Annotated in this window: 23 protein-coding genes and 1 tRNA gene; 17 read left to right on the forward strand and 7 right to left on the reverse strand. The window is 40.4% G+C overall.

Annotation, left to right across the window (positions count from 1 at the left end):
* Positions 1-235: 235 nt before the first annotated feature.
* The 4 genes from AB1A65_RS16590 to madM all read left to right on the forward strand — a co-directional run bounded on the left by AB1A65_RS16590 (position 236) and on the right by madM (position 3,732).
* Positions 236-973 (forward strand): hypothetical protein, encoded by a 738-nt coding sequence (locus tag AB1A65_RS16590; protein ID WP_366591052.1) that lies wholly within the window; start codon positions 236-238, stop codon positions 971-973.
* 120 nt (positions 974-1,093) lie between these two features.
* The gene (locus AB1A65_RS16595; RefSeq protein WP_366591053.1) at positions 1,094-2,581 is read left to right on the forward strand and encodes an acyl-CoA synthetase; all 1,488 of its coding nucleotides are present in this window, start codon (positions 1,094-1,096) and stop codon (positions 2,579-2,581) included.
* Positions 2,582-2,586: 5 nt separating this feature from the next.
* A complete protein-coding gene (gene madL, locus AB1A65_RS16600) occupies positions 2,587-2,967 on the forward strand; it encodes a malonate transporter subunit MadL (protein WP_366591054.1) in 381 nt (126 codons plus the stop codon).
* A gap of 3 nt (positions 2,968-2,970) precedes the next feature.
* Positions 2,971-3,732, forward strand: a complete 762-nt coding sequence (madM, locus tag AB1A65_RS16605; protein WP_366591055.1) for a malonate transporter subunit MadM — start codon at positions 2,971-2,973, stop codon at positions 3,730-3,732.
* A 118-nt stretch (positions 3,733-3,850) separates the two neighbouring features.
* Here madM and AB1A65_RS16610 read toward each other — a convergent pair whose 3' ends face one another.
* Together AB1A65_RS16610 and AB1A65_RS16615 are read right to left on the reverse strand one after the other, a co-directional pair.
* Positions 3,851-5,674 (reverse strand): alpha-amylase family glycosyl hydrolase, encoded by a 1,824-nt coding sequence (locus AB1A65_RS16610; RefSeq protein ID WP_366591056.1) that lies wholly within the window; start codon positions 5,672-5,674, stop codon positions 3,851-3,853.
* 426 nt (positions 5,675-6,100) lie between these two features.
* Complete coding sequence (locus AB1A65_RS16615) at positions 6,101-6,541, reverse strand: LytTR family DNA-binding domain-containing protein (protein ID WP_366591057.1); 441 nt, start codon at positions 6,539-6,541, stop codon at positions 6,101-6,103.
* 723 nt (positions 6,542-7,264) lie between these two features.
* Between AB1A65_RS16615 and AB1A65_RS16620 the strand changes: the two genes are divergently transcribed.
* From AB1A65_RS16620 to AB1A65_RS16635, 4 genes are all read left to right on the forward strand, one after another.
* Positions 7,265-8,458 carry a PQQ-binding-like beta-propeller repeat protein gene (locus tag AB1A65_RS16620; RefSeq protein WP_366591058.1) on the forward strand — a complete coding sequence of 398 codons (1,194 nt, stop codon included), beginning with the start codon at positions 7,265-7,267 and terminating at the stop codon, positions 8,456-8,458.
* A 108-nt stretch (positions 8,459-8,566) separates the two neighbouring features.
* Positions 8,567-9,856, forward strand: coding sequence for a hypothetical protein (locus tag AB1A65_RS16625; protein WP_366591059.1), 1,290 nt, complete (start codon positions 8,567-8,569; stop codon positions 9,854-9,856).
* Positions 9,857-9,970: 114 nt separating this feature from the next.
* Positions 9,971-10,582: a hypothetical protein gene (locus AB1A65_RS16630; protein ID WP_366591060.1), complete on the forward strand. Its 612-nt coding sequence runs from the start codon at positions 9,971-9,973 to the stop codon at positions 10,580-10,582.
* Positions 10,583-10,727: 145 nt separating this feature from the next.
* Complete coding sequence (locus AB1A65_RS16635; RefSeq protein ID WP_366591061.1) at positions 10,728-10,967, forward strand: DUF4236 domain-containing protein; 240 nt, start codon at positions 10,728-10,730, stop codon at positions 10,965-10,967.
* A gap of 28 nt (positions 10,968-10,995) precedes the next feature.
* Here the strand turns inward: AB1A65_RS16635 and AB1A65_RS16640 are convergent, their stop codons facing one another.
* From AB1A65_RS16640 to AB1A65_RS16660, 5 genes are all read right to left on the reverse strand, one after another.
* Positions 10,996-11,814 carry an endonuclease/exonuclease/phosphatase family protein gene (locus AB1A65_RS16640; protein ID WP_366591062.1) on the reverse strand — a complete coding sequence of 273 codons (819 nt, stop codon included), beginning with the start codon at positions 11,812-11,814 and terminating at the stop codon, positions 10,996-10,998.
* A 122-nt stretch (positions 11,815-11,936) separates the two neighbouring features.
* Complete coding sequence (locus AB1A65_RS16645) at positions 11,937-12,716, reverse strand: hypothetical protein (protein WP_366591063.1); 780 nt, start codon at positions 12,714-12,716, stop codon at positions 11,937-11,939.
* A 74-nt stretch (positions 12,717-12,790) separates the two neighbouring features.
* Positions 12,791-14,149, reverse strand: coding sequence for a site-specific integrase (locus AB1A65_RS16650; protein WP_366591064.1), 1,359 nt, complete (start codon positions 14,147-14,149; stop codon positions 12,791-12,793).
* Between the two features lie 54 nt (positions 14,150-14,203).
* Positions 14,204-14,276: transfer RNA gene (locus AB1A65_RS16655), tRNA-Met, on the reverse strand.
* A gap of 534 nt (positions 14,277-14,810) precedes the next feature.
* Positions 14,811-15,758 (reverse strand): hypothetical protein, encoded by a 948-nt coding sequence (locus AB1A65_RS16660; protein ID WP_366591065.1) that lies wholly within the window; start codon positions 15,756-15,758, stop codon positions 14,811-14,813.
* Positions 15,759-16,484: 726 nt separating this feature from the next.
* On the opposite strand from AB1A65_RS16660, the gene kduI reads away from it, so the two are divergent.
* From kduI to AB1A65_RS16705, 9 genes are all read left to right on the forward strand, one after another.
* Positions 16,485-17,315, forward strand: a complete 831-nt coding sequence (gene kduI, locus AB1A65_RS16665; RefSeq protein ID WP_366591066.1) for a 5-dehydro-4-deoxy-D-glucuronate isomerase — start codon at positions 16,485-16,487, stop codon at positions 17,313-17,315.
* Positions 17,312-18,082 carry an SDR family NAD(P)-dependent oxidoreductase gene (locus AB1A65_RS16670; protein WP_366591067.1) on the forward strand — a complete coding sequence of 257 codons (771 nt, stop codon included), beginning with the start codon at positions 17,312-17,314 and terminating at the stop codon, positions 18,080-18,082. The genes kduI and AB1A65_RS16670 overlap by 4 nt, the downstream gene beginning before the upstream one ends.
* A gap of 22 nt (positions 18,083-18,104) precedes the next feature.
* Positions 18,105-19,508, forward strand: coding sequence for a glucuronate isomerase (uxaC, locus tag AB1A65_RS16675; protein WP_366591068.1), 1,404 nt, complete (start codon positions 18,105-18,107; stop codon positions 19,506-19,508).
* Positions 19,509-19,526: 18 nt separating this feature from the next.
* A complete protein-coding gene (locus AB1A65_RS16680; protein ID WP_366591112.1) occupies positions 19,527-20,567 on the forward strand; it encodes a sugar kinase in 1,041 nt (346 codons plus the stop codon).
* 12 nt (positions 20,568-20,579) lie between these two features.
* Positions 20,580-21,248, forward strand: coding sequence for a bifunctional 4-hydroxy-2-oxoglutarate aldolase/2-dehydro-3-deoxy-phosphogluconate aldolase (locus AB1A65_RS16685; protein ID WP_366591069.1), 669 nt, complete (start codon positions 20,580-20,582; stop codon positions 21,246-21,248).
* Between the two features lie 83 nt (positions 21,249-21,331).
* The gene (locus tag AB1A65_RS16690) at positions 21,332-22,237 is read left to right on the forward strand and encodes a TRAP transporter substrate-binding protein (RefSeq protein ID WP_366591113.1); all 906 of its coding nucleotides are present in this window, start codon (positions 21,332-21,334) and stop codon (positions 22,235-22,237) included.
* The gene (locus tag AB1A65_RS16695) at positions 22,234-22,695 is read left to right on the forward strand and encodes a TRAP transporter small permease (RefSeq protein WP_366591070.1); all 462 of its coding nucleotides are present in this window, start codon (positions 22,234-22,236) and stop codon (positions 22,693-22,695) included. The genes AB1A65_RS16690 and AB1A65_RS16695 overlap by 4 nt, the downstream gene beginning before the upstream one ends.
* A gap of 2 nt (positions 22,696-22,697) precedes the next feature.
* Positions 22,698-23,996, forward strand: a complete 1,299-nt coding sequence (locus AB1A65_RS16700; RefSeq protein ID WP_366591071.1) for a TRAP transporter large permease — start codon at positions 22,698-22,700, stop codon at positions 23,994-23,996.
* A 17-nt stretch (positions 23,997-24,013) separates the two neighbouring features.
* Entirely contained in the window at positions 24,014-25,462 is a 1,449-nt protein-coding gene (locus AB1A65_RS16705) for a tagaturonate reductase (protein WP_366591072.1), read from the forward strand.

Below are 25,462 nucleotides of genomic sequence, written 5' to 3' on the forward strand. Positions count from 1 at the left end.
CTTATAATTAAATAATTTTCAGTAATTATTATAAATTCTCATCATCATGAATATATTAAGAACGCTATTTATATGCTGTATTATCTTGCTCTCAAGTCCAATGGTTCGATCTCAAAATTTGTCGGTTGCAGATTCCTTGAAAATGGTGGGCAAAGAACATTTGATAAAAGCTCAATACTATAGGTGGTTCCAAACATTTGAAGTGCCTCAAACATCACAAAGATTGGCCCATCATATGGAAATATTAAGTGACAGTGTTAAGATTGTTACCCAAAATGGGCCAATCCATGGAGAAGAGGGAATGAAAGGCTTTTTGTCTTATGTGGAAAAATGGCGGAACTCACATCATGTTGATGAAATAGATGTTCGAAAAGGCGAAAATGATAGTTATATTCTTGAAGCTGATATAAAATACCAGAACATTTTGCCGGACAGCACCAAGAATAATTATAAGCTTCACTACTATACTGAGTTGACATCAAGTGAAGATTCTGATATGCCGGTATTCAATCTCATAGAGTTATTGCCAATTGAAAATTTAGGTTCGGGCAGGTTCATCGATGCATATGCCGAAAATAGAAGTAAATCGTTAATCCATTACTGGTTTTATATTTTGGATAATTTTGAAGGTAATGAACAGAAGGTGAAAGAGTTGCTGGATGATAATTTTGAATTCCATTTGTTTGATAAAACGGCGACCGAGTATGGTCAATTTGTACAGCTCATAAAAGAGTCCCATAAAGAAGTGGAAGCCTATTTTCATGCCCCAAAAGACGTTAATGTTTTGCAACTTGAAAAAGATGTCTATAGCATTTCTTTTGACTTGGAATGGCATGGAATAACTAAGAATGATAAAAGAATAGTAAGGGTGGTACATCAAGAATGGACATTGGTAAACGACCCAGATGAAAGATTTGCCAAAATAAAGGATATCCGGATAAAACAGATAGAGCCATTTTATAAGATAAACTAAGCTTTTACTTAAATATCCAGTCTTTTTTAAGATTTGTTATACTGGATTGCCCGATGATACAATGGGATTATCGAACGGCAATGGTATTTGGATTTTTGAGTTTCACCAAACAACCAATCAATGATAAAATTAATTGAAAGAGCCACTACATTTACCGGAAGAACAGCAATCAAGAGTGGAGGTCAGAATTATTCATATGAGAAACTCTTGGAGAAATCCGAAAGCGTAGCGCTTAGATTACTGGACGGGCATAAAGACATCAATGGAGAAAGAATAGCCTTTCTTGTGCCTGCGAGTTTTGAATATGCTACTGTTCAATGGGGTATATGGAGGGCCGGTGGCATTGCTGTACCGCTCTGTGAAAAACACCCTTTACCTTCCATAGAATACATCCTCAAAGATACCAAAGCGTCAATCGTAATTTTCTCAGAAGCGTTTAGATTATTTTTGGCACCGCTTTTCAATACCAATGAGATTCTTTTTATACCAATTTCAGAAATAGAGTCCCAAAAAGGGGAGCTACCGGATATTCAAAAGGACCGAAGTGCGTTGATTCTATATACTAGTGGAACGACTGGTTCACCAAAGGGTGTAGTGACTACCCATAACAACATCGAGGCTCAAATAACCACATTGGTCGATTCATGGAAATGGAATAAAGAGGACCATGTGCTCAACGTACTTCCACTTCATCATGTGCATGGTATCATCAATATGTTGAGCTGTGCACTGTGGAGTGGAGCTTGTTGTGAATTCCTTCCCAAGTTCAACCCCAAAGAAGTCTATGATTTATTCAATAAAGGTGAGGTAAACGTGTTTATGGCCGTTCCCACCATTTACTTTAAATTGATTGCCCATTATAATGATTTAGAACCTTCAGAACAGAAATCAATCTCCAATCAACTTAAAGGATTCAGACTGATGGTATCGGGTTCAGCGGCTCTTCCAATCAGTGTTTTAGAACAATGGAAGAAAATAAGTGGCCATATTTTGTTGGAGAGATACGGAATGACTGAAATGGGTATGGCCATTAGCAACCCGTATGATGGTATTCGAAGGCCCGGTCATATCGGCCAGCCACTGCCCGGAGTTAAGATTAGGTTGGGGGATATGAATTATGAACCCGTCCAAGTTGGGGAACCTGGTGAAATATTAGTAAAAGGACCAAATGTTTTCAAAGAATATTGGAACAAGCCCCAAGCAACCCGGGAAGCATTTACCTCTGATGGTTGGTTCAAATCTGGTGATATTGCAGTTTTAGACGGTGACAGCTTTAAAATTCTTGGTAGAAATTCCGTGGATATCATAAAGTCTGGTGGATATAAAATCTCGGCATTGGAAATTGAAGAAGTCCTCCGCAAACATCCAAAAATAAAGGACTGTGGTGTTGTTGGTATTCCGAATCTGGAATGGGGGGAAATAATTGTAGCTGCACTTATCGCCGAGACAGTAAGTTTTGACATTGAAGAGCTGAAATCTTGGTTGCACAAAAAATTACCTGGCTATAAGACACCTCGGAAATATATGGTCATGGCCGATTTGCCAAGAAATGTCATGGGTAAGGTCACCAAGAACAATATCAAAGAACTGTTTATATCTAATCAATAATACAGATGAGGATTTATGGAGTGGCACTGCTGGCGGCATGTTTTCTAATGGGAAAACTTTTAGGTCTCCTATTGGGCCAACTAATCAATATTAAAGGGGACATTGGTGGGGTTGGTTTCGCCATGCTTCTGTTGATGATTTCCAGTATTTATCTCCGAAAAAAGAAGTGGCTGGCTATAGAGACTGAGAAAGGAGTTTGGTTCTGGAGTTCCATGTACATTCCGATTATTGTGGCGATGACCTCCACGTTAAATGTAAGAGCAGCTCTTTCCGGTGGGTTTTTAGCAGTTATTGTGGGTATAGGTGCCACTTTAGTATGCATGCTGCTGGTCCCCCTGCTCTCCAAGATCGGGAGGCAAGATAAATTGGATTCTCATAAAAAATAATACATGGAAATCATCAATACTATTATTGGGAAAAATGGGTTTGTGTTTGCCTTCCTGTGTGTTGGAGTTATCATGTTGATTTCCTTTTGGGTTTCAAAGCATGTCACCAATAATAAAATTCCGGGGGTGGCCATATCGATTATCATAGGTTTGTCACTCGCTTTTTTAGGGGATGAAAAAGGTATTTCAAACATCACTCTTTTTACGGGCTTGGCACTGCTTGGTGGACCCATGCTTCGTGATTTTGCTGTGGTGGCGACGGCTATGAGTGCTGATTTTTCAAAAATAAAACAAGCGGGGTTGGCCGGACTTGTCTCTTTGCTAATTGGGGTCTTCATTTCCTTTAGCATAGGGATTTTGGTTGGATTGAGTTTGGGCTATACCAATATCGAGAGTTTAACTACTATTGGAGCTGGAGCCTGCACCTATATAGTGGGTCCCGTGACGGGCACTGCCATTGGGGCAAGCTCAGAGGTAATTGCCATTAGTGTGGCAACTGGGGTGGTAAAGACCATTTGTACCACCATTGGCACACCTTTGATAGCAAAGAAAATAAAATTGGACAACCCACATTCCGCAATTGTTTACGGCGGGCTAATTGGAACAACCAGCGGTGTTGTTGCAGGACTTGCGGCCACAGATGAAGAGTTGGTTCCTTATGGAGCTCTGACCTCTACATTTTATACAGGAATGGGGTGCCTATTATGTCCATCTCTATTTTATGTTATCCTACGATTCTTGGCGTCTCCACACATATCAAATTAAATTTTAATCTGCATTGAGGAACCCTAATCCCAGTTCGCTGAGCTTGCTAAGTAAAAGAAGGCAATTCAAAACTGAATTACCCTCGTTAAAAACGCAGACACCTACATTTATCTAAAAATCACTGTTCAATCAGATCTAAGATCAGAGCTTCATTGGCTTTTAATTTTAATGGTGTATTTAATTGTATATACCCATCTTTTAGGATGTCGCGGCCTTTGGTGTACCCATTTAACGACTCTTTAAACCTTTTCAGGGGAAATTTTTCAACATCCCTATCATTGTTGTTTAAAACAACCATGACCTTACTTTGTTCATTATGTCTGAAGTAAACATAAATGTTGTCTTTCGGGAAATAGTGGGTTAATCTTCCATTATGGATTGGGGTGGAATTTTTTCGCCATTGCAAAACTTTGGTTAGGTAAGAAATAATTTCATTTTCATCAGCCGTTCTTCCCCGACTCTCAAATGCATTTCTTGAATCTTCTTTCCAACCGCCAGGGAAATCCTCTCTTAACTGACCGTCGGGTTTGCTTTTGCTCATTAAGAGCTCATCTCCATAGTAAATCTGAGGAATGCCTCTGGTAGTTAGAAGAAAGGCCATGCTCATTTTGACCTTTTCCTTGTTTTGGTCTAATTTGGCATAGAGTCTACTCTGGTCATGATTGCCATTGAATGTTTTGAGTTGGTAGGGGTTTGCATAGATGAAGTCTTCAGCGAGGGTATCATACAGTTCAATTACGTTTCCATCCCTTCCAAATGCGGATATCATTGAAAAATATAAAGGATAATCACTTGCGCTTTTGATATTCGATACATATCCATTTTTATTGGTATGTCCTACCCAATAAGAAAGATAACTGGCTTTTTGTTCCAAGGTTTCAGCAACAACGTAGAAGTTCGGGTACTCTTTTGAAATACGGAACATCCATTCTGCCATGGCTTCTTGATTGGGATATGCATAGGTGTCCATCCTTATTCCATCAATTTTCGAATGTTCAATCCACCATAGGGAGTTTTGAATCATGTATGTTCTTAAAACTTCGTTCTCTAAATTTAAATCGGGCATGTTCCTATCGAACCATCCTTTAGTCAATTGATCAAACTCACTTTTAGGAGCATATGGATCAGATGCAATTCTGGTAACAAAGTTTGAAGGGGTAAAATTGTCCCATTGGGTTACCCAATCCTTAGAAGGTAAATCCTTCATCCACCAGTGACCTGACCCACAATGATTGAAAACTTGATCCATCAAAACTTTCATTCCATTTTGATGACATTTTTTTACAAGTTCAATGAAATCCTCATTTGAGCCTAGCCTTGAATCTGTTTTATAGAAATCGGAAATTGCATAGCCATGATAGGAAAAATCACTTTGGTCGTTTTCCAGAAATGGATTTAGCCAAATTGTGGTGACCCCCAAATCCTTGATATAACTAAAGTGATTGAGTATCCCTTTGATATCTCCGCCATGTCTGCCATCAGGATTGTTTCGGTTAAGTTTTTCCAAAGTATCGTCTGTTGTATCATTCGAATAATCTCCATTGGCGAAGCGGTCAGGTGTTATCAGATAAATGACATCAGATGGGTTTATTGATGGATGTTCCGATTCTTTACTTCCTTTTTGAAAGAGTTGATAATCATGGACTATCAGGTTGTCCCCATCGCTTAATTTGATTTGAATTACCCCAGGTTTTAGATTCTTTTCTAAATACAGGTTCAGAAACTGATAGTTTGGGCTATCGAGTTTGTAACTACTATCAATCCGAATACCTGGGTTATCTATGACTACGTTATATGAGGCTATGTTCTGCCCATAAAGCATGATCTGGAGATGTGGACTTTCCATTCCTACCCACCAATTTGGTGGTTCAATCCTTTCTAAGGTTTGGGAGGACAGCAATAAAGGAATAAATAACAGTAGAATTAAAATGTTTGTTCGCATGGTTATAAATATTTTCGGTAACATTAATTCTAGTTTGTAGGTTAAACAAATTGATTATATATACAACAGTCTAGTAGATACATATGCCAATTGAAAAGATAATAAACAAGTGGTTTTTTGTCAGTATAGTAGTTGTATTGCTGTAGTTACAAATTAATTTATCTGAACCTATTTCGGAGATATAATTCACTTATGTTTGATTGATTTAAATGATTTGAAAATACAATTTCTGAACTTATCACTAGTTCTTTGACTGATTAAAAACGTCTAAGCCTATTTGATGGATTAACAAATTTATGGCATACAAGTAGGTGGATAAACAATGGAATTTTCGGGTAGGTCAGCGCATTGACATATACTTTGTAATAGGTGCGGGGGGGGATATTGGAGAGGATTGCGGGATTTTACATCTTTTTGCCATTAAACTTAGAAATAACCTAAATTTTCCTTTACTTTTTGTTTGTATTTTCGACCTATGGGTATAGTTATGCCTTGGAGTAAAATTCTATTTGGTGAGAACGATTTGATGAAGTCAATACTTATGATAAAGGAACGGTGTACCCTCAAAAATTTGTTCGACGGTAACTCATTTTCAATAGTGGAAATACTTTTATAAGCAATCACTTCTCCGTTGATTGTTTTTACCTTGATGTAATTTTTAAGGCTTTCGATGAATATTATATCCTTTAAAAATATTTTTTCTAGAGTTTTTTCAACTTTTAAGTAGATGAAATTGTTGTGAATAAAAGTTGCTGAGTATTTTTTTTCCAATTCCACTACTTTTTCAAATACCTTATTCCAATCGGCATAAAGTTGGTATCCGAGAGGTACCATTAAAGCAATGTTTACGTCTAAAATTGTATTCATTATTTCTGTGATTTCAAAAAACCTTGAATTGGTAAAGTCCAATAGGTAAGTAGGTTGTATGATGTAAATAAAGATGGTTCTCTGGATTACTACCGATGAAAAAATAAGTGTGATTATGTAGAACAGAATAAACCGGGCATATTTTTTTTTGATTAGAAATTTAGGGTAAAGAATATATATGGTGACGTATACCAGTACTGCTCTAGATGGCAGGCTAAAGACTTGAATCATAAAATTTCGGGAATAGTTAAAATCGTATGAACCCCAGATAAATGTAAAAAAGAGGATGAATGCTAACCAATAGGAAAAATGCTTGATACCTTTTTTCAATAAGAGATTCTTTTTAAAAATGAAGTTCTTCATTACCGGTCTTTTGTTAAAGGTTCTAAAAATTATAAATTCAACCAAATGATGTACATGAAAACCATGGAATCTTATACGAAAAACACAATGAGGAATGATTGATTTGGGTTCTTTACAAACCTTCAATTCTGTACTTATTGGCATTTTATAGCAAATAAATGGTTATATGGATATTGTATTTCATATGTGAAATGTCAATTAATAATATTGTGCCGGTAAACCAAGATATATGGAAGTTACTGGTTGCATTGAGAAGTCAACAATGAAATAAGCTAATCCGTATATCATCAAGTATAACAAAGACGTCCAGTGTTTATGGTTAACAGTGAAACGTTTATGAATGTATTAAATCAATTTTCTATGAATTTTACCTTTTTCACGGCAATGGCCGTGTTTTTCTTAACCAATGTTGCTTTCGGGCAAACCGAGAATTGGAAATTCAAAACCAACGGAAGAGTTTATGCTTCCCCCGTAATTGATGAGGATGTTATCTTTTTCGGAAGTGGGGATAGTACAGTTTATGCAGTAGATAGGCATACGGCAAAGTTAAAATGGAAGTATAAGACAATGGGAGAGGTGCACTCATCTCCATTTATAAAGGCTAATACATTATTTGTAGGGAGTAGTGATGGAATATTGTATGCAATAAATAAATTAAATGGTGAACTAAAATGGAAGTTTAGGTCAGCAGGAGAAGTTCAATACGACATGTGGGATTACTATTTGTCTTCACCTATAGTTTACGGAGAAAATGTTTTCTGGGGCAGTGGTGATGGCAATTTATATTGCTTGAACATTAAGGGAGAGGTGACTTGGAAGTTTAAAACAGATGATGTGGTACATGCCACACCAATAATAAGTGATGGCAATGTTTACATTGGTTCATTTGATGGTTTTTTTTATTGCTTGAATGCGAAAGATGGTAGTTTGAAGTGGAAGTTTGACACTATAGGGGATACATTTTTCCCTAAAGGGGAGGTGCAAAGAGGGGCTGTGGTTCATGAAGGTATTGTTTACTTTGGAAGTAGGGACTACAATATTTATGCAATTGACGCTGAGACAGGCCATGGTAGATGGAACTTTAAACATCCTGGTGGTTGGGTTGTGGCAACTCCCTTGATGGTAGAGAACAAGTTGTTCGTCGGTACATCCGATGGCCATATCTTCTATTGTTTTGATAAAGATTATGGGGGGCATATCTGGGATAAAAAATTAAACATGAGAGTTTATGGAGGTGCAATAGAACATGAAGGGGTTGTTTACTTTGGAACATTTGATGGAAAGGTACTGGGTTTACATAAGGAAACTGGAAAGGAAAAATGGGTTTTTCAAACCGAAGCAAGTAAAAAAAACTATTCCAAAATATTCGATTCTAGTGGAAATTTCAAAGAAGGTTTTGAATTATATGGTGATGACATTGTAAAGTCAGAATCAATGATTCACACTTTGGGTTCTATTCTATCGACTCCTTCTATAAAAGACAATAAAATATATTTTGGAAGTTCCGATGGATATCTATATGCGATTAATTTAAAAGACAATAATCATAAATAATAAACAAAGATTGGGCAACTGGTTTAAAACCCCTACCGTTTGTTTAGGGAAAAATTATTTTTCTTCAAACCGTAAGGATTCTGTTGTTCATCGCCATTAACATAAATCATGGACATGAAATTAAGGATTAACCTTCTAGGGAGTATTTTGACATTAAGTATATTAACTGTTTTTTATACAAACGCAAGCACTAAACAGATAATTCAGAAAGAAAACTTTTGTGCTTCAGATAGTATTGATTGTAATGGAAAAATAATCAAGACAAATCATTTATTGAACTACAAAAGGGTTAAAGATAAGGATGCAAATAGGCTCGTATCCTATCTTAAATCTAATTGGAAGAGCCCTGAGCAATATGTGATTGACAAATTTCAGAATCATGATATCATTTTTTTGTCTGAAGACCATGGCGTAAAGCATAACTTGCTATTTGTACAAGACTTAATCCCTAGTTTATACGACGCCGGGGTTTATAGCATTGGAATGGAATTTGGCGCTTCTGAAGACCAGAGTAGATTGGATTCATTAATAACAGCTCCAGTTTATAATGAAGACATAGCTAGGCAGATTATGTATAATTATAACGTAGGTTGGGGGTTAAAGGAGTATATGGATGTTTATAGGGCCGCTTGGGAATTTAACAAATCTCTTTCCAAGTTTGACAAAAAATTTAGAATTATTAATCTTAGCTATAAATTTGATTGGTCTGCAAGTGAAGAATCGAGTTTCGGAATTAAGACACCCGAAACCATAAAAAAAATATTTTATAAAGGAGGCACTGAAGAATATCGAGCAAATATCATTAAAGAAACTATTATTAATAAAAATGAGAAGATTATAATATTGACAGGGGGGCTTCACGCTTTTACAAAATACCACCAACCAGAATATGATTATTATAAGGAAGGATTTTTTTACTTGAATGATCGATCTTTTGGAAATCTTGTTTATAGAATGGTTCCTGATAAAGTTTTCACCATCCTTCTTCACTATCCCTTTTATAATAAAACTAAATCCAGATTAATATATCCAGCTATGGGTAAAATAGATGAAGCGTTAAGTTCATTTGTAGACAAGCGTGTTGGCTTTGATCTTTATGGAACACCATTCGGAGATTTACGAGATACTAGCTATTTTTCTATTGGCTATCCAAATTTTCGTTTAGGCGACATGGCTGATGGTTATATTTATTTTAAACCTTTTGAAGAATATGAAGGTTGTACAATTGATGAAAAATTTTTTGAAGATCAGCGATGGGTAGACATTCTAGGGCAATATCCTGATCAGGATAGATTACGGAAACCTAAAAACCTTGAAGAGTATATTGAAATCATGAAAAATTATGTCGACATAAAGGTTCGATATAAAAGTTTGATGGGTGTTGGTCCTGTAAATTAAAACCCTGTTGGTGGTTCAATTCCTCTGGGACAGTCCTAGAGGAGTTGGCTTTTAATACTTGGTTGCCATTTCTCCAAGTTGAATATAAGATATTGATGTGGATTCAATTGTGCAGTGGACTCGTTCGTTTCTTTTCTTTTCAATGTCCTTGACAAGCATATTGAATTTTATCAGCGTGACATTGGATATCTTGAATCTGTGGCCCAAAGCTACGAGTGGTATCTTTTGAACAAAAAAGTCATTAAGATTGATGATAAGATTCTGGTATTTATAGATCCCGAGCCATCAGACCTAGCCTTTAACAGAAAAATTGGCCAACTTAAGACTCATTTTACTAAACAAAATGTAAACAAAAACAGCATATTAAGAGTTCCAGAGAAATACGGAAATATTTCAAAGCTCATTTATGAGTCTGCCATAGGTGACAACAATTATGTGGGGTCAGACATTTGGAGCTTTTTTAAAAATAAGGTTGATGACTATTGTCTTGATGAGGGTTATCGAAATATAGTAGTGATATTGACTGATGGTTATATGTATCATAAAGATGCCAAGATGGAGGAAGATAACCGAACGAGTTATTTAATTCCCCAATTGGTCAAGTCAAATATTTTGAACACTGCTGATTGGCAAAAACGAATGGAGGACAAGGATTTGGGCTTCATTTTGGCAAACAAAGATTTATCGAATTTGGAAGTACTGGTTTTAGGAATCAACCCTGGCTAGGGTAACCCTTATGAAGGAGATGTTATTAGGGCCTATTGGAGCAAATGGTTTGATGAAATGAAAGTAAAAAATTACGAGATAAAACAGGCCGATTTGCCTACGCATATGGATAAGATCATTAAGGATTTCATTTTAAAGCGATAATATGTCTTTCAGGTTTAATAAACGGGTCAATTTAGGTAAAGGTTTTGGTGTCAATATCAGCAAATCTGGGATTTCGCCATCTTATAGAGGAAAACAAGGAAGCTTAAGTTCTAAGGGATATTCATTGCGAACGGGAATTCCTGGCCTGACCTATCGCAAAACCTTTTCAAAATCAAAAAGTAGTGGGTGCTTGGTCATGGTAATGTTTATTCTACTATTGGCATTTATAGTTTCCAGATAGTGAAAAATCAAGAATCAATGAAAAAGGCTTAGTTCTTAAATGAAAACCTCAAAAAAACTGGCAAATGGTCCGATAATTTCCTAGCATTTTCCAACGCGTCACAAAACCCTACAAAATCAATGATTCCTCCTTCCACTTTGTGAATCTCATTCGAATAAAAAATATTGTCAATAGGGTAGTTGAGGTAATCAGTTCGTTCACAGCTCCGTTTTAAAGTGGTCTTTTGGTTGCGAATGGCGGTTTGGAATCCTACTTTTTTTAAGGGGTTGAAAACAGGCATTTTTTCATCCACATTAAAATCCCCTGCGATGATTACCGGGGTCTTCAAAGAATCGATAACAAACTTGGAAAGGGCTTCAATTTCACTTTCTGGGTCTTTGTTGTAGGGTCTTGAATGATAATCGACTACTGTAAATTGTTTCCCATCCATATAAAAATGCAACAAAAAGGGTTCCCTGTCTATCAAGGAATCCAACTCGGAAATGAGCCAACCTCGGTTCTTGATTTTTATCCTATGCGTCTTCCAGATAAAGGCGTAACGTTCGGTAACGTACTTTGGGCTATTGGTTGGGTCACTGATGACATAATCCCATTTAGCTCCTTTACGGTTAAGAATATCCGTGAGTTTAGCAACGGCTTGGGCACCACCATAACCTGCCACTACTTCTTGAATGGCCAAAATATCGGTGTCATTTATAATTTCAGCAATCCTATTAAGTTCATCACTGTTCTTGGTCTTTCCAAAGTCTTTGATGTTCCAAGAGATCAAGGTGATTTCTTCCTGTTGGGAGAAGACAGGGTGACAAGAAACCAGTAGGAGCACTACTAGGGTTATTCTTTTCAGCATGGGGTTGGCTTTGATTGTTTATCAATTTATGAAAAATCTTTTCGTGGCATTATGGATTTCCGTAACAATGTTATTTGAAGAAATAAAGAAGCCATAATGACCTATTTTAAAAACCTTTTAAATTATTTGGTTTTTTTGTTTCCCTTAGAACCAAAAACATTTTTCAATAAATAATCAAGGGCATCTTCATCAGATAGAACGGGATTCTTCTTTATCTTGGGAGTGGTCTTCTTGACCTCATTCGGTTCTTCAAATATTTTTTCTTGTGCCTCAGAGTAAGGGTTGGCCTCAAAACCATAGGAATGGTTCAGGGACAACAGGATCTTCAGTCCCGTTTCAAAGTCAATGAAGTGCCCCAATGTTGTATCATTGCCAACAAGGTCAACGGAGAAATGCCCCCCATTTCCCATCAGGTAGTGGTCCAGGAGCCCACTGTTTGCGAGATTATCCTTCAATGCGTTCCGTTGCCCATCCAACATTTCCAATTTTCCCATGTTGTTGACGGACTCGATGCCAGTTTTATCCTTTTGGATACGGATGAACCTGATGCTCTTGGTGATCATGGAATCGGCCAACAGCGTATAGTATTGGAGGGCCAGTTTTTTGGTCCTCTTCTTGCCCAGGCCAAATGTATCTTCATTGAAATCATGGAAGAAACCAAAGAAAGGCCCATCGATTATGTCGGCATACTGGTCCAACAAAAAGGAGTGCAGGGCAATGGTGAGGTATTGGGTATAACGTATCACGGGAGGACCCGTAGGTGGAAACACCTGCTTGGGCTCAACTGTCAGGGCAATTACATGAATTGGCTCCATGAGCCCATGGGACACCAAGAGCCGTTGCCGGTCCATCGGGTCCATGTTGGTCAGATCGTGTCCTTTCAGCAGTCCGAAGGGGTCCATAGGGTATGATTCTGTATAAAACAACGAAATTTAACCCTAAAATAGGGTATGGCAATGGGGCCAATTGCCATTTTCTATTTTTCGAACAGGTGGGAATAATCGTCCGGGAGTTCCGCATCGATGTCGCGGAGGTACTTCTCAAGGGCATCCATCGTGCTGTGGCCGGTTATGGGCAACAGTTTGCTCTTGGCCACGAAGGAGGGGTTGTCCTTGGCAAGCTTTCGGTAGAGTTGGGTGATATAGGTATGCCTGAAACTGTACAGGCCATATTCCTTTCCCAGCCCTAATTCTACTTTCACCCTCTTGAACCGGTTTGTGAAATATCCCCTTTTGTTCTCCTCCGAGGTGTCCCATGTCCCTCCGATGCCCTCCGGGGTGAAGAGGAAGTGTTCTGGGGCCATATCGGAAATGTCCGGTAGCTCCCCCAAAAGGATGTCGGGGATTATCTTGGTCTTGTCCAGCTTGGTCTTTGTGCGCAGGTACAGTTTTTTGTCCGAAACGTCAATGTCCCTTACCCTGAGCCTACAGACCTCTATGGGCCTGAGGAAACAATAGGAGACAAAGCGCACAAACAGCAATAGCAGGGGGTCATTTTTGCCCATATGCCCTTCCACCCTTTCAAGAAGATCGGGGGCATAGGTCTTGTTGCGCTTGGGCTGGGTGCGCAGTTGGGGTATCCCCTTGACAACGTTCTTGGCAATGATGTCATTGTCCTCCAGGGTCTGGAAAAGGGAGCTCAGGTCGGCCCTTGCATTGTTGCGGTTCCGGGCACTGGTGCGCTTAAGAACATCGTTGAGGTATTCCATTACCGTCCTTTTGTCCAATAGGGCAACGTTGTGCCCCTTTCCATGCCGTTCCTCCACCCATTTTCCGAAACGGTTCGCCCTGCTCCTGAACTTGATATAGGTGGATTCCCTAAGGGTGCTCTTTTTGATGGATAGGGCCATGGCAAGGGCCTCGGCCACCCCTGTTCCGGGCTCACTTTCCCTTGGCGCAATGGTCTGCCGTTGGGTCCTCTCCTTTTCAATGGGGGCAATTGTGCCCTTATCGGTGGCCCTTTCCTTTTTGTCAAAGAGCTCCCTCTCCAGTTCGGTATTGTCGGCATAGGGGCTGAAACCGGCCTCCAAGAGCATTGCAAGGTTGCGCTGGATGGTCCTAAGGTGGGCATAGCGTTGCCGCTTGGTGCCATAGCGGTTGGCGCCGGCCTTGATGTTGGGCTGTCGCTTCAACTTTCCGGTGGAAGGGTCGCGGAACGAATAGTAGACATACCAGTCCTTGGCAAGGGCGTCCCTTTGCTCTTTCCTGGGGAGCTTGGACCAGCTTTTCGCATCGGCCCCACCGGTGTATATCTTTGGCTCTGAGAAGGCGCGTTTCATGTCAAAAACGTGTACGGTACCGTGTACTGTCCGTAAAAATAGGGAAACATCGGGCATAAAAAAACGGATTGCTGGCACACAATCCGTTGGTTCTAGGCTTTTTGGCCCTTGTAGCGGGGACTGGACTCGAACCAGTGACCTTCGGGTTATGAGCCCGACGAGCTACCTACTGCTCTACCCCGCGGTTTTATAACTTTCTAACTGACAGTTAGTTAAATTTTGTTTGAATTTTATATAATATCCATCCCGTATGCGTTTCCGTATGCGGTAGAGAACAGCAAAAATACCATAAATAAATGTAATTTCACAGGATTGGTATGTTTATTCAGGAGCCAGATGTGGTTTTTACCTTTGCACCAAAGTTTTGCTTGACGATATACGTTCTGTATACCGTTTATTTATATTTAACTAATTGATAATTAATTATTTGCAAATAGTTTAATTTTGATTAGTTCGATTTTAGGAGATAATTCTAAGAATATTTACTTATCCAACCAACTATAATCAAAATTTCAAAGAAATTGGTCGGGTTATGGGTTTAATCCGCTAATATCATGGAATTTCAACGTATTGATATACAGAATAATTGATATATTTTTTAACTTTTATTAAATTGACCGTAGGTGGTATCACGGGTTACTTACTCGTAGAGATTTTCAAATCCTTTGGTTTTAGAATTGTCTTAGCCCATTCAAAATAGCAACATGCTATTCTCCATTTAATTCGAATTGTGATGGTCATATTTCCAAACGTTGTCATGTGTTGTGTAAAGAATATGTTCTTTGCCGTTAAAAACTAAAATGTTGCTTGAGTGGTCCCCCTTTACAATGGGGTTTTGCGGATATTTTGTCCAGTTTATCAAATCTTTTGACATAGCTACATTGGAGGTCCATTCGGCTTGAGCCCCGGGTTTCATCCAATCGGGATTTGCAGAACCGTGGTAAAACATATAGTATTTGCCATGGTATTTTACGATTTGATTAGCGGCAACGGCCCCAGAATCATTATTTAAGGGTCCCATTTTCAAAACGGGTTCTTCTTGTACATTTGTCCATGTCCTAAAATCGTTGGAAGTTGCTAACCATACACCCAAATCGTTTCTTTCATAGAAAAGATATTTTCTGTCATTCTCAACCCATACAGTAGGTGTACCATAGGGAGGGACAATGGAATCTCCATTTACATTATAAATTGAAAGCTTACCTTGGGGAGTCCACTCAATGCCATCCAATGAAGTCAATAAATGGGAGACATCATTTTTGCCTTCTGCAAACATGTAATATAAATCATTGTATTTGACCACCTGCATGTCCTCTGTCCATAATCCCTTCAAAAGAGGACGTTCGGAAAACCGTTTCCAATGAATGCCATCCTTAGATAGGGCAAGACCAAGAAATCGTTCCTCCGAGATACTGTCATTGTATCCGGTATACCACATTTTATAAATCCCATCATACAGAATATAGCCTCTCTCTCTAATATTCCTGTCCCAGGTCGCTTTTCCTGTCCCCTTGAATATCGGATTTTCAGCAATTGGCAAAAACCTCACCATTTGGGAAGGGAAATCATCCATGGACCCACCCTCTGTTTTTTTTGTCTGTTGATCTCTGCAGCCCATTGCAACCAATGCCAATAGAAACCACATTTTAAAATAACTTGCTTTCATTTTTTTGTTTATATACAAGGTTTTCATATTGATATATGACATCCGTCTTTATGTTCAGACCCAATGTTAATAATTTTAATGTGCCAATTGAACTTTACTTTCAATTCTATATCGTATTCTTATTTATGTTCTGGATATTTTCTGGTGTATCATTTGGTTCTTGTCACTTTTGGGCCAATAACCATGCTTCCCGGTTAAAGCTTGATATTAATGAGAACCTATCGACAAACTTTACAGATTCTCAGGCTTTAAGGTAAATCTATTGGGTATAGATGGGTGTTTCTTTATATGAAGTTGGCCAAATGCTGTCTTTTGTCCAAATAACAGTAATAATTTAATTTTCATTGTCTAAATATAATAAATAAAATATAAAAATAACGTAAAGAAATTAAATGTTTTGATTAGAAAAGTAAATGATTGAATATAACTTTCGTTTTATATTTATATATTCGCAATGTATTTGTGTTGGACTCCATTGACGTTTAGCATTTTTCGAGATTGCAACGGAATCAGAACAGTATCGATTAGGTATTATGGGCACCAAATACTTTTATAGGGCATCCAATTTATTGTTTGGGCGAATTTTTGCACCCTGAATACAAAGACCAAGATAATCGTCGGGTTCATACTTGTTCTGCGTGTTTGGGAAAATGAGTTCAATCGGTTTTCAGGAATGTCCTTATAAAGAATGAATGGGCAAATTAATTGTATCCAAAACCATATTTTATGACCAAACACGAATTTAGATATGCTTCACATCCAAAGGATGCACTGCAATATGGATCTGAAGAACTGAGGCGACATTTTTTGATTGAGAATCTTTTTTCGGACGATGAAATCTACTTTACCTATTCCATGTATGATCGCTATGTCGTTGGGGGTGCAAAACCGGTGAAAAAGGATTTGGTGCTGGAAACACTCCCTTACCTGAAGTCGGAAAACTTTCTGGACCGTCGTGAAATGGGCGTTATCAACGTAGGAACCAAGGGAACAGTCATGGTTGATGGCATTTCCTATGAATTGGACAAAAAGGAGGCCCTATATATTACCAAAGGAGCCAAAGAGGTTGTTTTTAAGACTGGAGGTACACCTTTATTCTACATCAATTCCGTTCCGGCACATAAATCTTTTTCCACCAGAAAAGTGGGCAAGAAAGATGCCGATATCGTGGAACTGGGTAATCCCAAATACTGCAACAGAAGGATTATAAACAAGCTCATTGTCAACAGTGTTGTTGAAACTTGTCAGTTGCAAATGGGGTTGACGGAACTGTTGGATGGCAATGTGTGGAATACAATGCCGGCTCATACCCATGAGAGACGTATGGAGGCGTACTTCTATTTTGACTTGGAGGAAGGGCAGGCCATTAGCCATTTTATGGGTCAACCAAAACACACTAGGCACATTTTCATGGAAAACAATCAAGCCGTACTTTCACCGGAATGGTCTATACATTCAGGAGTTGGAACATCCAATTATTCTTTTGTTTGGGGCATGGCTGGTGAAAATCTGGACTATGGGGATATGGATGTTTGCCATCCAAATGAGATGAGATGAGAAAGGGGCAGATGTTTGACTTAAATGGGAAGGTCGCCATTGTGACGGGTTGTAAGCGAGGAATAGGTTTTGCGATGGCCGAGGCTTTGGCAGAAGCAGGGGCCGATATAATAGGAGTATCCGCAAGTCTTGAAAAAAGGGGTTCCGAAATCGAAAATCGGATTCAGGAAATTGGTAAAAAATTCTATCCATATCAATGTGATTTCTCAAACCGTGATTCTCTGTATGCATTTATCAATGAAGTGAAGATGGCTCACCCCGTTGTTGATATTTTGGTAAACAATGCAGGCACAATCCTAAGAAAACCTGCAGTGAATCATCCCGATGCTTATTGGGACACAGTGATTGAGGTGAATTTGAATTCCCAGTTCATTTTGACCCGCGAAATAGGAAAGGAAATGGTAGTCCGTGGTAAAGGAAAAATCGTCTTTACAGCATCACTGTTGACATTTCAAGGCGGGATTACAGTTCCGGGGTATGCGGCCTCAAAAGGGGCCATTGGTCAATTGACGATGGCTTTGTCCAACGAATGGGCCTCTGAAGGCGTTCAAGTGAATGCTATTGCCCCAGGCTATATTGCAACGGACAATACCAAGGCCTTGCGCGAGGATGAAAAAAGAAGCTTGGCAATATTGGCTCGAATACCAGCGGGTAGGTGGGGGAGGCCTGAGGACTTTAAGGGTCCCATTGTGTTCTTGTCATCAGCTGCAAGTGATTATATGAACGGGTCGATTCTCACTGTAGATGGGGGTTGGATGGGAAGATAACTTTTAAAGGTCTGTATCGAGTATGTCACGAACCACATTCATTGACGATAATTTCTTATTGCACAATCGCTGGGCCGAAGAACTGTACCACAGTTATGCGGCACCAATGCCGATTATTGACTACCACTGTCATTTATCGCCCAAAAAGATTGCTCAAAACCACAATTTCCGTAACCTGACGGAGGCATGGATCAGCGGGGATCATTATAAATGGCGGGCTATGCGCACATCGGGGATTTCGGAAGAATGCATAACAGGTGGGGCCACTGACAAAGAAAAGTTTTTGGCATGGGCAAAAACAGTACCGAGCACCCTCAGAAATCCTTTGTACCATTGGACCCATCTTGAACTGAAGCGATACTTTGATATTGGTGATTTATTGAATGAAAAAACGGCACTTGAAATATATGAAAAAGCTACATCCGAATTAAGGACCCATAGCTATGGGTGCCAGCAACTCATCAAAAGAATGAATGTTGAACGGATCTGTACCACCGAAGACCCAACAGATTCCTTGGAATATCACAAAGAGTTGAAACTACATGGTTTTGGTGTAAAAGTAAGTACATCATTCAGACCTGATAGGGCCATTCTGATTTCCAAATCGGACTATGGCCATTATTTGGATCTTCTTGGCCAAGTTAGTGGTATAGAAATACTTACCTATAGAGATTTGAAGGAGGCTTTGGCCTCCAGAATTTCTTATTTCCATGAAAATGGGTGCAGATTATCCGATCATGGGCTAAACTATGTTCCTTATATGGAATCGACAAATGCAGATGTAGAGGCCATTTTCAAAAAACGAAAAAAGGGACAAAGTTTGACAAAAAAACAGAAAGAAAAATTCCAAACCGCACTGTTGGTGTTTCTAGGAAAGCAATATCATGCCAAAGGTTGGGTCCAGCAATTCCATCTTGGGGCATTGCGCAACACAAACACAAGAATGGCAAAATACCTCGGGCCGGATACGGGTTGGGATTCCATTGGGGACTTTCAACAGGCAAGTACATTGGCCAAGTATTTGGATACTTTGGATAAGCAAGGAAAACTGACAAAGACCATATTGTATAATCTTAATCCGGCCGACAATGAGGTGATGGCTTCCATGATCGGCAATTTTAATGATGGCAAGATTAAAGGAAAGTTTCAGTTTGGCTCAGCTTGGTGGTTCTTGGATCAGAAAGAGGGAATCATCAAGCAGCTGAATGCCCTCTCCTCAATGGGCCTTCTCAGTTGTTTTATAGGAATGTTGACGGACTCAAGGAGCTTTTTATCCTATCCTCGGCACGAATATTTTAGGAGGGTTCTCTGTAATCTTTTGGGAGGAGAAATGAAGTGTGGGGAGTTGCCCAATGATATGGAATTGGTCGGGGGGATGGTTTCGGACATATGTTATAACAATGCCAATCGGTATTTTGATTTTTAAATAGGGAGGCAAAAAATGATGAAAAAAGTAGTCACTTTTGGGGAAATAATGCTTCGATTGGCACCTCCAGGGTTTTTAAGGTTCTCCCAGACCAGTAGTTTTGAGGCGATTTATGGGGGTGGTGAGTCCAATGTGGCCGTGTCCTTGGCCAATTACGGTGTCCCCGTGGATTTTGTGACCCGACTCCCTAAGAATGATATTGGCGAATGTGCTTTGATGGAAATGAAAAAGCGGGGAGTTGCAACTGACAATATCATATATGGTGGTGACCGATTGGGGATCTATTTCTTGGAAACCGGTGCCGTAAGCCGGGGCAGCAAAGTGGTGTACGACCGGGAACATTCGGCCATGGCCCAGATAGAAAAAGGAATGGTGGACTGGGAAAAAGTATTTGAAGGGGCCGACTGGTTCCACTGGACGGGCATTACCCCGGCCATTTCCCAAGGGGCCGCGGATGCCTGCTTGGAAGCTGTGGAAACGGCCAGTAAAATGGGAATCACAATTTCCACCGATTTGAACTATCGTGCCAAATTATGGAAATATGGCAAGGAGCCCGAAGATATCATGACCGCATTGGTCAACCACTGTGATGTGATACTTGGGAACGAGGAAGATGCCGAAAAGCACTTCGGAATCCATCCCAAAGGGTTGGACGTTGCAAAGCATGGCCATGACGTTACCGCAGAAGCATTTCTATCGGTCTGCCAACAGGTGATGAAAAAATTTCCCAAGGCAAAAAAAGTAATCACCACCTTAAGGGGATCCATAAGTGCATCGCATAATACCTGGGCCGGGGTTATGTACGATGGTAAACAGATGTATAAATCGCCCACCTACCAGATTACCCATATAATTGATCGTGTCGGTGGCGGCGATAGTTTTATGGGTGGATTAATATATGGATTGAAGACCTATCCTAATGACGGTCAAAAAGCATTGGATTTTGCAGTGGCCGCTTCCTGTTTGAAACACACCATTTATGGTGATGCCAATTTGGCCACGGTTCCAGAAGTTGAAAAATTATTGGATGGGGATGCATCTGGAAGGGTAGCAAGGTAAAAAAACAGCACTATGGCACAGTATACACGGTTGGAAGTTGCATCGGTAATGAAGGAAAGCGGGATGGTGCCCCTTTTCTTCCACCCTGATGTGGAATTGGGCAAAAAGGTCTTGAAGGCCTGTTATGATGGCGGTGCAAGGCTCATTGAATTTACCAGTAGGGGCGATTTCGCATTTGAAGTCTTTGGGGAACTTAATTACTTCGCCACTAAGGAGCTCCCCGGAATGATCATGGGTGTGGGTTCCATTACAGATGCCGCCGCCGCTTCATTGTACATACAATTGGGCGCCAATTTCATAATAACCCCTGTGCTCCGAGAGGATATTGCCCTGATATGTAACCGAAGAAAGATACTCTGGTCACCGGGCTGCGGGTCCCTTACCGAAATTGCCAAGGCAGAGGAACTGGGCTGTGAGATTGTAAAGCTATTCCCAGGTGACATTTATGGGCCAAAATTTGTGAAAGCCATAAAAAGGCCACAACCGTGGACAAGTGTTATGCCAACAGGAGGTGTAAGTCCCACAGAGGACAATTTAAAGGCATGGTTTGAGGCCGGGGTCACCTGTGTGGGCATGGGCTCGCAACTTATATCCAAAGATATCCTGGCCAACAAGGACTTTGATGGGCTTACTCAAAAGATAAGGGAAGTCCTGAAAATCATTAAAAAGATTAAAAAGTAAGAATGTACAGATTCATCACATGGTACGGACCATTGGCATTTATTGGCGTCCTGTTTTTATGGGGCTGCGATAATGGTCAAGATATGATTACGCTCAAACTGGGTCATGGGCTGGATGTCAACCATTCGGTCCATAAGGCCATGGTCAGGATGGGCGAGGTCCTAAAGGAGAAATCCGATGGCACCATGCAGGTGGAAATTTATCCCAGCCAGCAGTTGGGGACAGAACGCGAATGTTTGGAGTTACTACAGATTGGCAGTCTGGATATGACCAAGGTATCATCAGGTGTAATGGAAAACTTTGCTCCCAAAATGAAGTTTTTTGGACTGCCCTTTTTGTTCAGGGACAAGGCACATTCCTTTGAAATATTGGATGGTCCCATTGGCAAGGAATTACTGAACGACGGAGAAAAGTACTGGTTGAAGGGTTTGGGATATTACGATGCTGGGAGCAGGAGTTTTTATACCAAGGAAACCCCCATCAATAACCCCGAGGGTCTGTCGGGATTGAAGATCAGGGTCATGGAAAGCGTTACCGCTGTGGATATGGTACGGGCCTTGGGCGGTTCACCAACTCCCATTTCATGGGGCGAACTATATACCGCACTACAGCAAGGTGTTGTGGATGGCGCGGAGAACAACCCTCCCAGTTTTTACCTTTCCAAACATTATGAAGTATGCAAATATTATTCCTTGGATGAGCACACCATGTTGCCGGATGTATTGATCATAGGCACCCAAGCATGGAACCGTTTATCTGAAATGCAACAACAATGGCTCAAGGAGTCTGTAGATGAATCGATAGGTTATCAACGAAAACTTTGGGCCGAAGCTGAAGCGGAAGCCCTAAAACAAGTACAAAAAGGAGGAGTGACGGTTATCAGACCGGATAAAGAACCCTTCATGCAAAAAGTGGCGAAACTTTATGAAGGATATAAGGATGATCCGGAAATCTATGAATTGATAAAGGAAATACAGGGCTCGCAATGAAAGTAAGACAAAAAATAGATTTGATTTTGGGCAAAATGCTTGCCATTATTATGGGGGTAATGGTAATCAACGTGCTTTGGCAGGTGCTCACCCGTTACGTGGTAGGATCCCCAAGCTCTTATACCGATGAGTTGGCGAGATACCTGATGATATGGCTTGGGGTGCTTGGTGCGGCCTACGTTTCGGGGCGCAATATGCATGTAGCCATAGATGTACTGCCGAGAAAGGCCAATACAAAGACTCAAAAACGGTTGATGATCATCGTGAATGTCCTGATCATCATTTTTGCACTTACGGCTTTTATTGTAGGGGGCATACGATTGGTGTACATTTCTTTTATGCTGGGGCAACAATCGCCTTCCCTACAGATACCCTTGGCTGTAGTATATATGGTCATCCCCATTAGCGGTTTTTTAATCATCTATTATAAAACATCAGACCTTTTAAAATTGAAATAGTTATGTGGGAATATGTACCGATATTGGTTTTGGTCCTCAGTTTTATCGTTTTACTGTCCATAGGCACACCGGTTGCCTGGAGCATTGCCGTTTCGGCAACACTGACCATGTTGGTAAGCATACCTGCCATGCCTGCCTTTACCACGGTATCCCAGCGAATGGCCACAGGACTGGACAGTTTTGCCTTGTTGGCCATACCCTTTTTTGTGCTTTCGGGAGAACTCATGAACAAGGGTGGAATAGCCCATAGGCTCATCGCCTTTGCCAAGACACTTGTAGGAGCCTTGCCCGGTGGATTGGCCCTTATCAATATTATTGCGGCCATGCTCATGGGTGCCATTGCAGGATCTGCCATGGCCTCTGCCTCTGCAATGGGAAGTATTCTGGGACCGGAAATGGAAAAAGAAGGCTACTCCAAGGAATTTGGTGCAGCTGTCAATATAACCTCGGCCACTACGGGACTGGTTATTCCTCCCAGTAATATTCTTATCGTGTATTCCTTGGCCAGTGGGGGGGTCTCTGTTGCCGCACTTTTCTTGGCCGGATATGTTCCTGGAATCTTGACCGGACTTTTTCTTATGGCCGTTGCGATGATTTGGGCCAAGAAACGGAAGTATAAAATTGGACAAGCTAGTTCGTTGAAACAAATGTTCAGGACCTTTGTTGCTGCATTTCCAAGCCTCATGCTTTTGGTTGTGGTCATTGGAGGGATTGTTTCAGGCATTTTTACGGCTACCGAAGCTTCGGCCATAGCGGTGCTCTACACCCTGATCTTGGGATTTTATTACAAAGAAGTAAATGTGAAAGACTTACCCAAGATTTTACTGGACTCTTCAGCTACGACAGCTATTGTGATGCTGTTGATAGGAGCGTCCATGAGTATGTCATGGGTGATGTCATATGAAAACATACCACAGGATATCAGTTCAGCCCTGCTGGGAATCAGCAACAATAAATTTGTAATATTATTGATAATCAACTTATTGCTATTGTTTGTGGGCATCTTTATGGACATGACCCCTGCGGTGCTCATATTCACACCGATATTTTTGCCCGTAGTTACAAAATTAGGTTTGGATCCCACCCATTTCGGTATCATCATGATCCTCAATTTGTGCATCGGTCTATGTACCCCCCCGGTCGGGTCGGTTCTGTTCGTAGGGGTGGGGGTGGCGAAAACCACAATTGAAAAGGTGGTTCGGCCCTTACTGCCACTGTTCATGGCCATGATAGTGGCCTTATTCTTGGTTACGTACATTCCCGAATTAAGTTTATGGTTGCCGAAATTTTTTGGTTACTGATCATCAAAGTAAAAAGAATGAAGCTAAATAGAAATACAGTTCCCGTAAGCGACAAGCAACCCATTAAGGTTATACAGTTCGGTGAAGGGAATTTTTTACGTGCCTTTGTGGAGTATGCCTTTCAACGGCTAAATGATGAAATTGCTTTCAATGCAGGGATAGCGGTAATCCAGCCCTTGTCCGAGGGATTGATTAATAAGCTGAATGATCAAGATGGGCTGTACACCCTTTTTTTAAAAGGGATCAAGGATGGTAAGACGGTTCAAGAGAAACATCTCATTTCCAATATTGTAAAAGGGGTTGACCCGCATGTGAATTTTGATGTTTATTGTGACCTGGCCAAAGAGCTGGGGCTTCAATTTATCATTTCGAACACTACAGAGGCAGGAATTGCATTCAATGATAGTGATACTTTTGACATGCAGCCCCCAAGCTCATTTCCAGGCAAATTGACACGGTTGCTCTATGAGCGGTTCCAATATTTCAATGGGGATCACAGCAAGGGATTGACGATTATTCCTTGTGAGCTCATCAATTATAATGCGGACACGCTCAAGCACATTATTTTACAATATGTCGTCAAATGGGAGTTGGGGGAAGTCTTCAAAACGTGGCTTTTGGAAGCCAATACCTTTCACAATACCCTTGTGGACAGAATAGTTCCTGGGTATCCAAAGGATACCATTGAACAATACAATGCCCAATTGGGATACGAGGACCGGATGCTGGTGACCGCAGAAAACTTCTTTTTATGGGTCATTGAAGGAGGTAGTGAACTAAAGAAAAAACTCCCTTTTTCCAATATAGATCTTGATGTGAAGATTGTGGACGACATGCAACCCTATAGGACCCGAAAGGTAAGGATATTGAATGGTGCACACACTGTTATGGTTCCCCTCTCCCTATTGTATGGCAATGAGACCGTAAAGGAAACCATGGATGATCCGTTTACAGGGGCATTTGTAAGGGAGGCGGTTTTTGGGGAAATTATCCCTACCTTGGAAATGGACAGGGACGAGCTCGAAAATTTTGCCATCGATATCTTTGACCGTTTCAGGAATCCGTTCATAAAACATTTGCTGTCCAGCATTGCGCTGAATTCAGTTTCAAAATTCAAGGTAAGGGTGCTGCCCAGCTTGCTCACCTATATCGAAAATACAGGTCAGTTGCCTAAAAGATTGGTATTTGCACTAGCCTGCCTGATTCGTTTTTATAAGGGGGAATGGAATGGGGCACAACTTCCGGTAAGGGATGACAAGCAGGAAATGGCAAGTTTTATAGAGGCTTGGAATATGACATCAATTGAAGGAACCGTGTCAAAAATTTTGGGCAATATTGATTTTTGGGGCACGGATCTGACCCAAGTGGAAAAATTGGAACAGGCCGTGATTATGGCACTTGAAGAAATGGAGGCCAATGGTATCGAAGTTGGATTTAAAAACTATTCATCAAAACTGATTGCATAA

Origin of the sequence: Allomuricauda sp. ANG21, assembly GCF_040705235.1 — a bacterium.
Lineage (GTDB): Bacteria > Bacteroidota > Bacteroidia > Flavobacteriales > Flavobacteriaceae > Flagellimonas > Flagellimonas marina.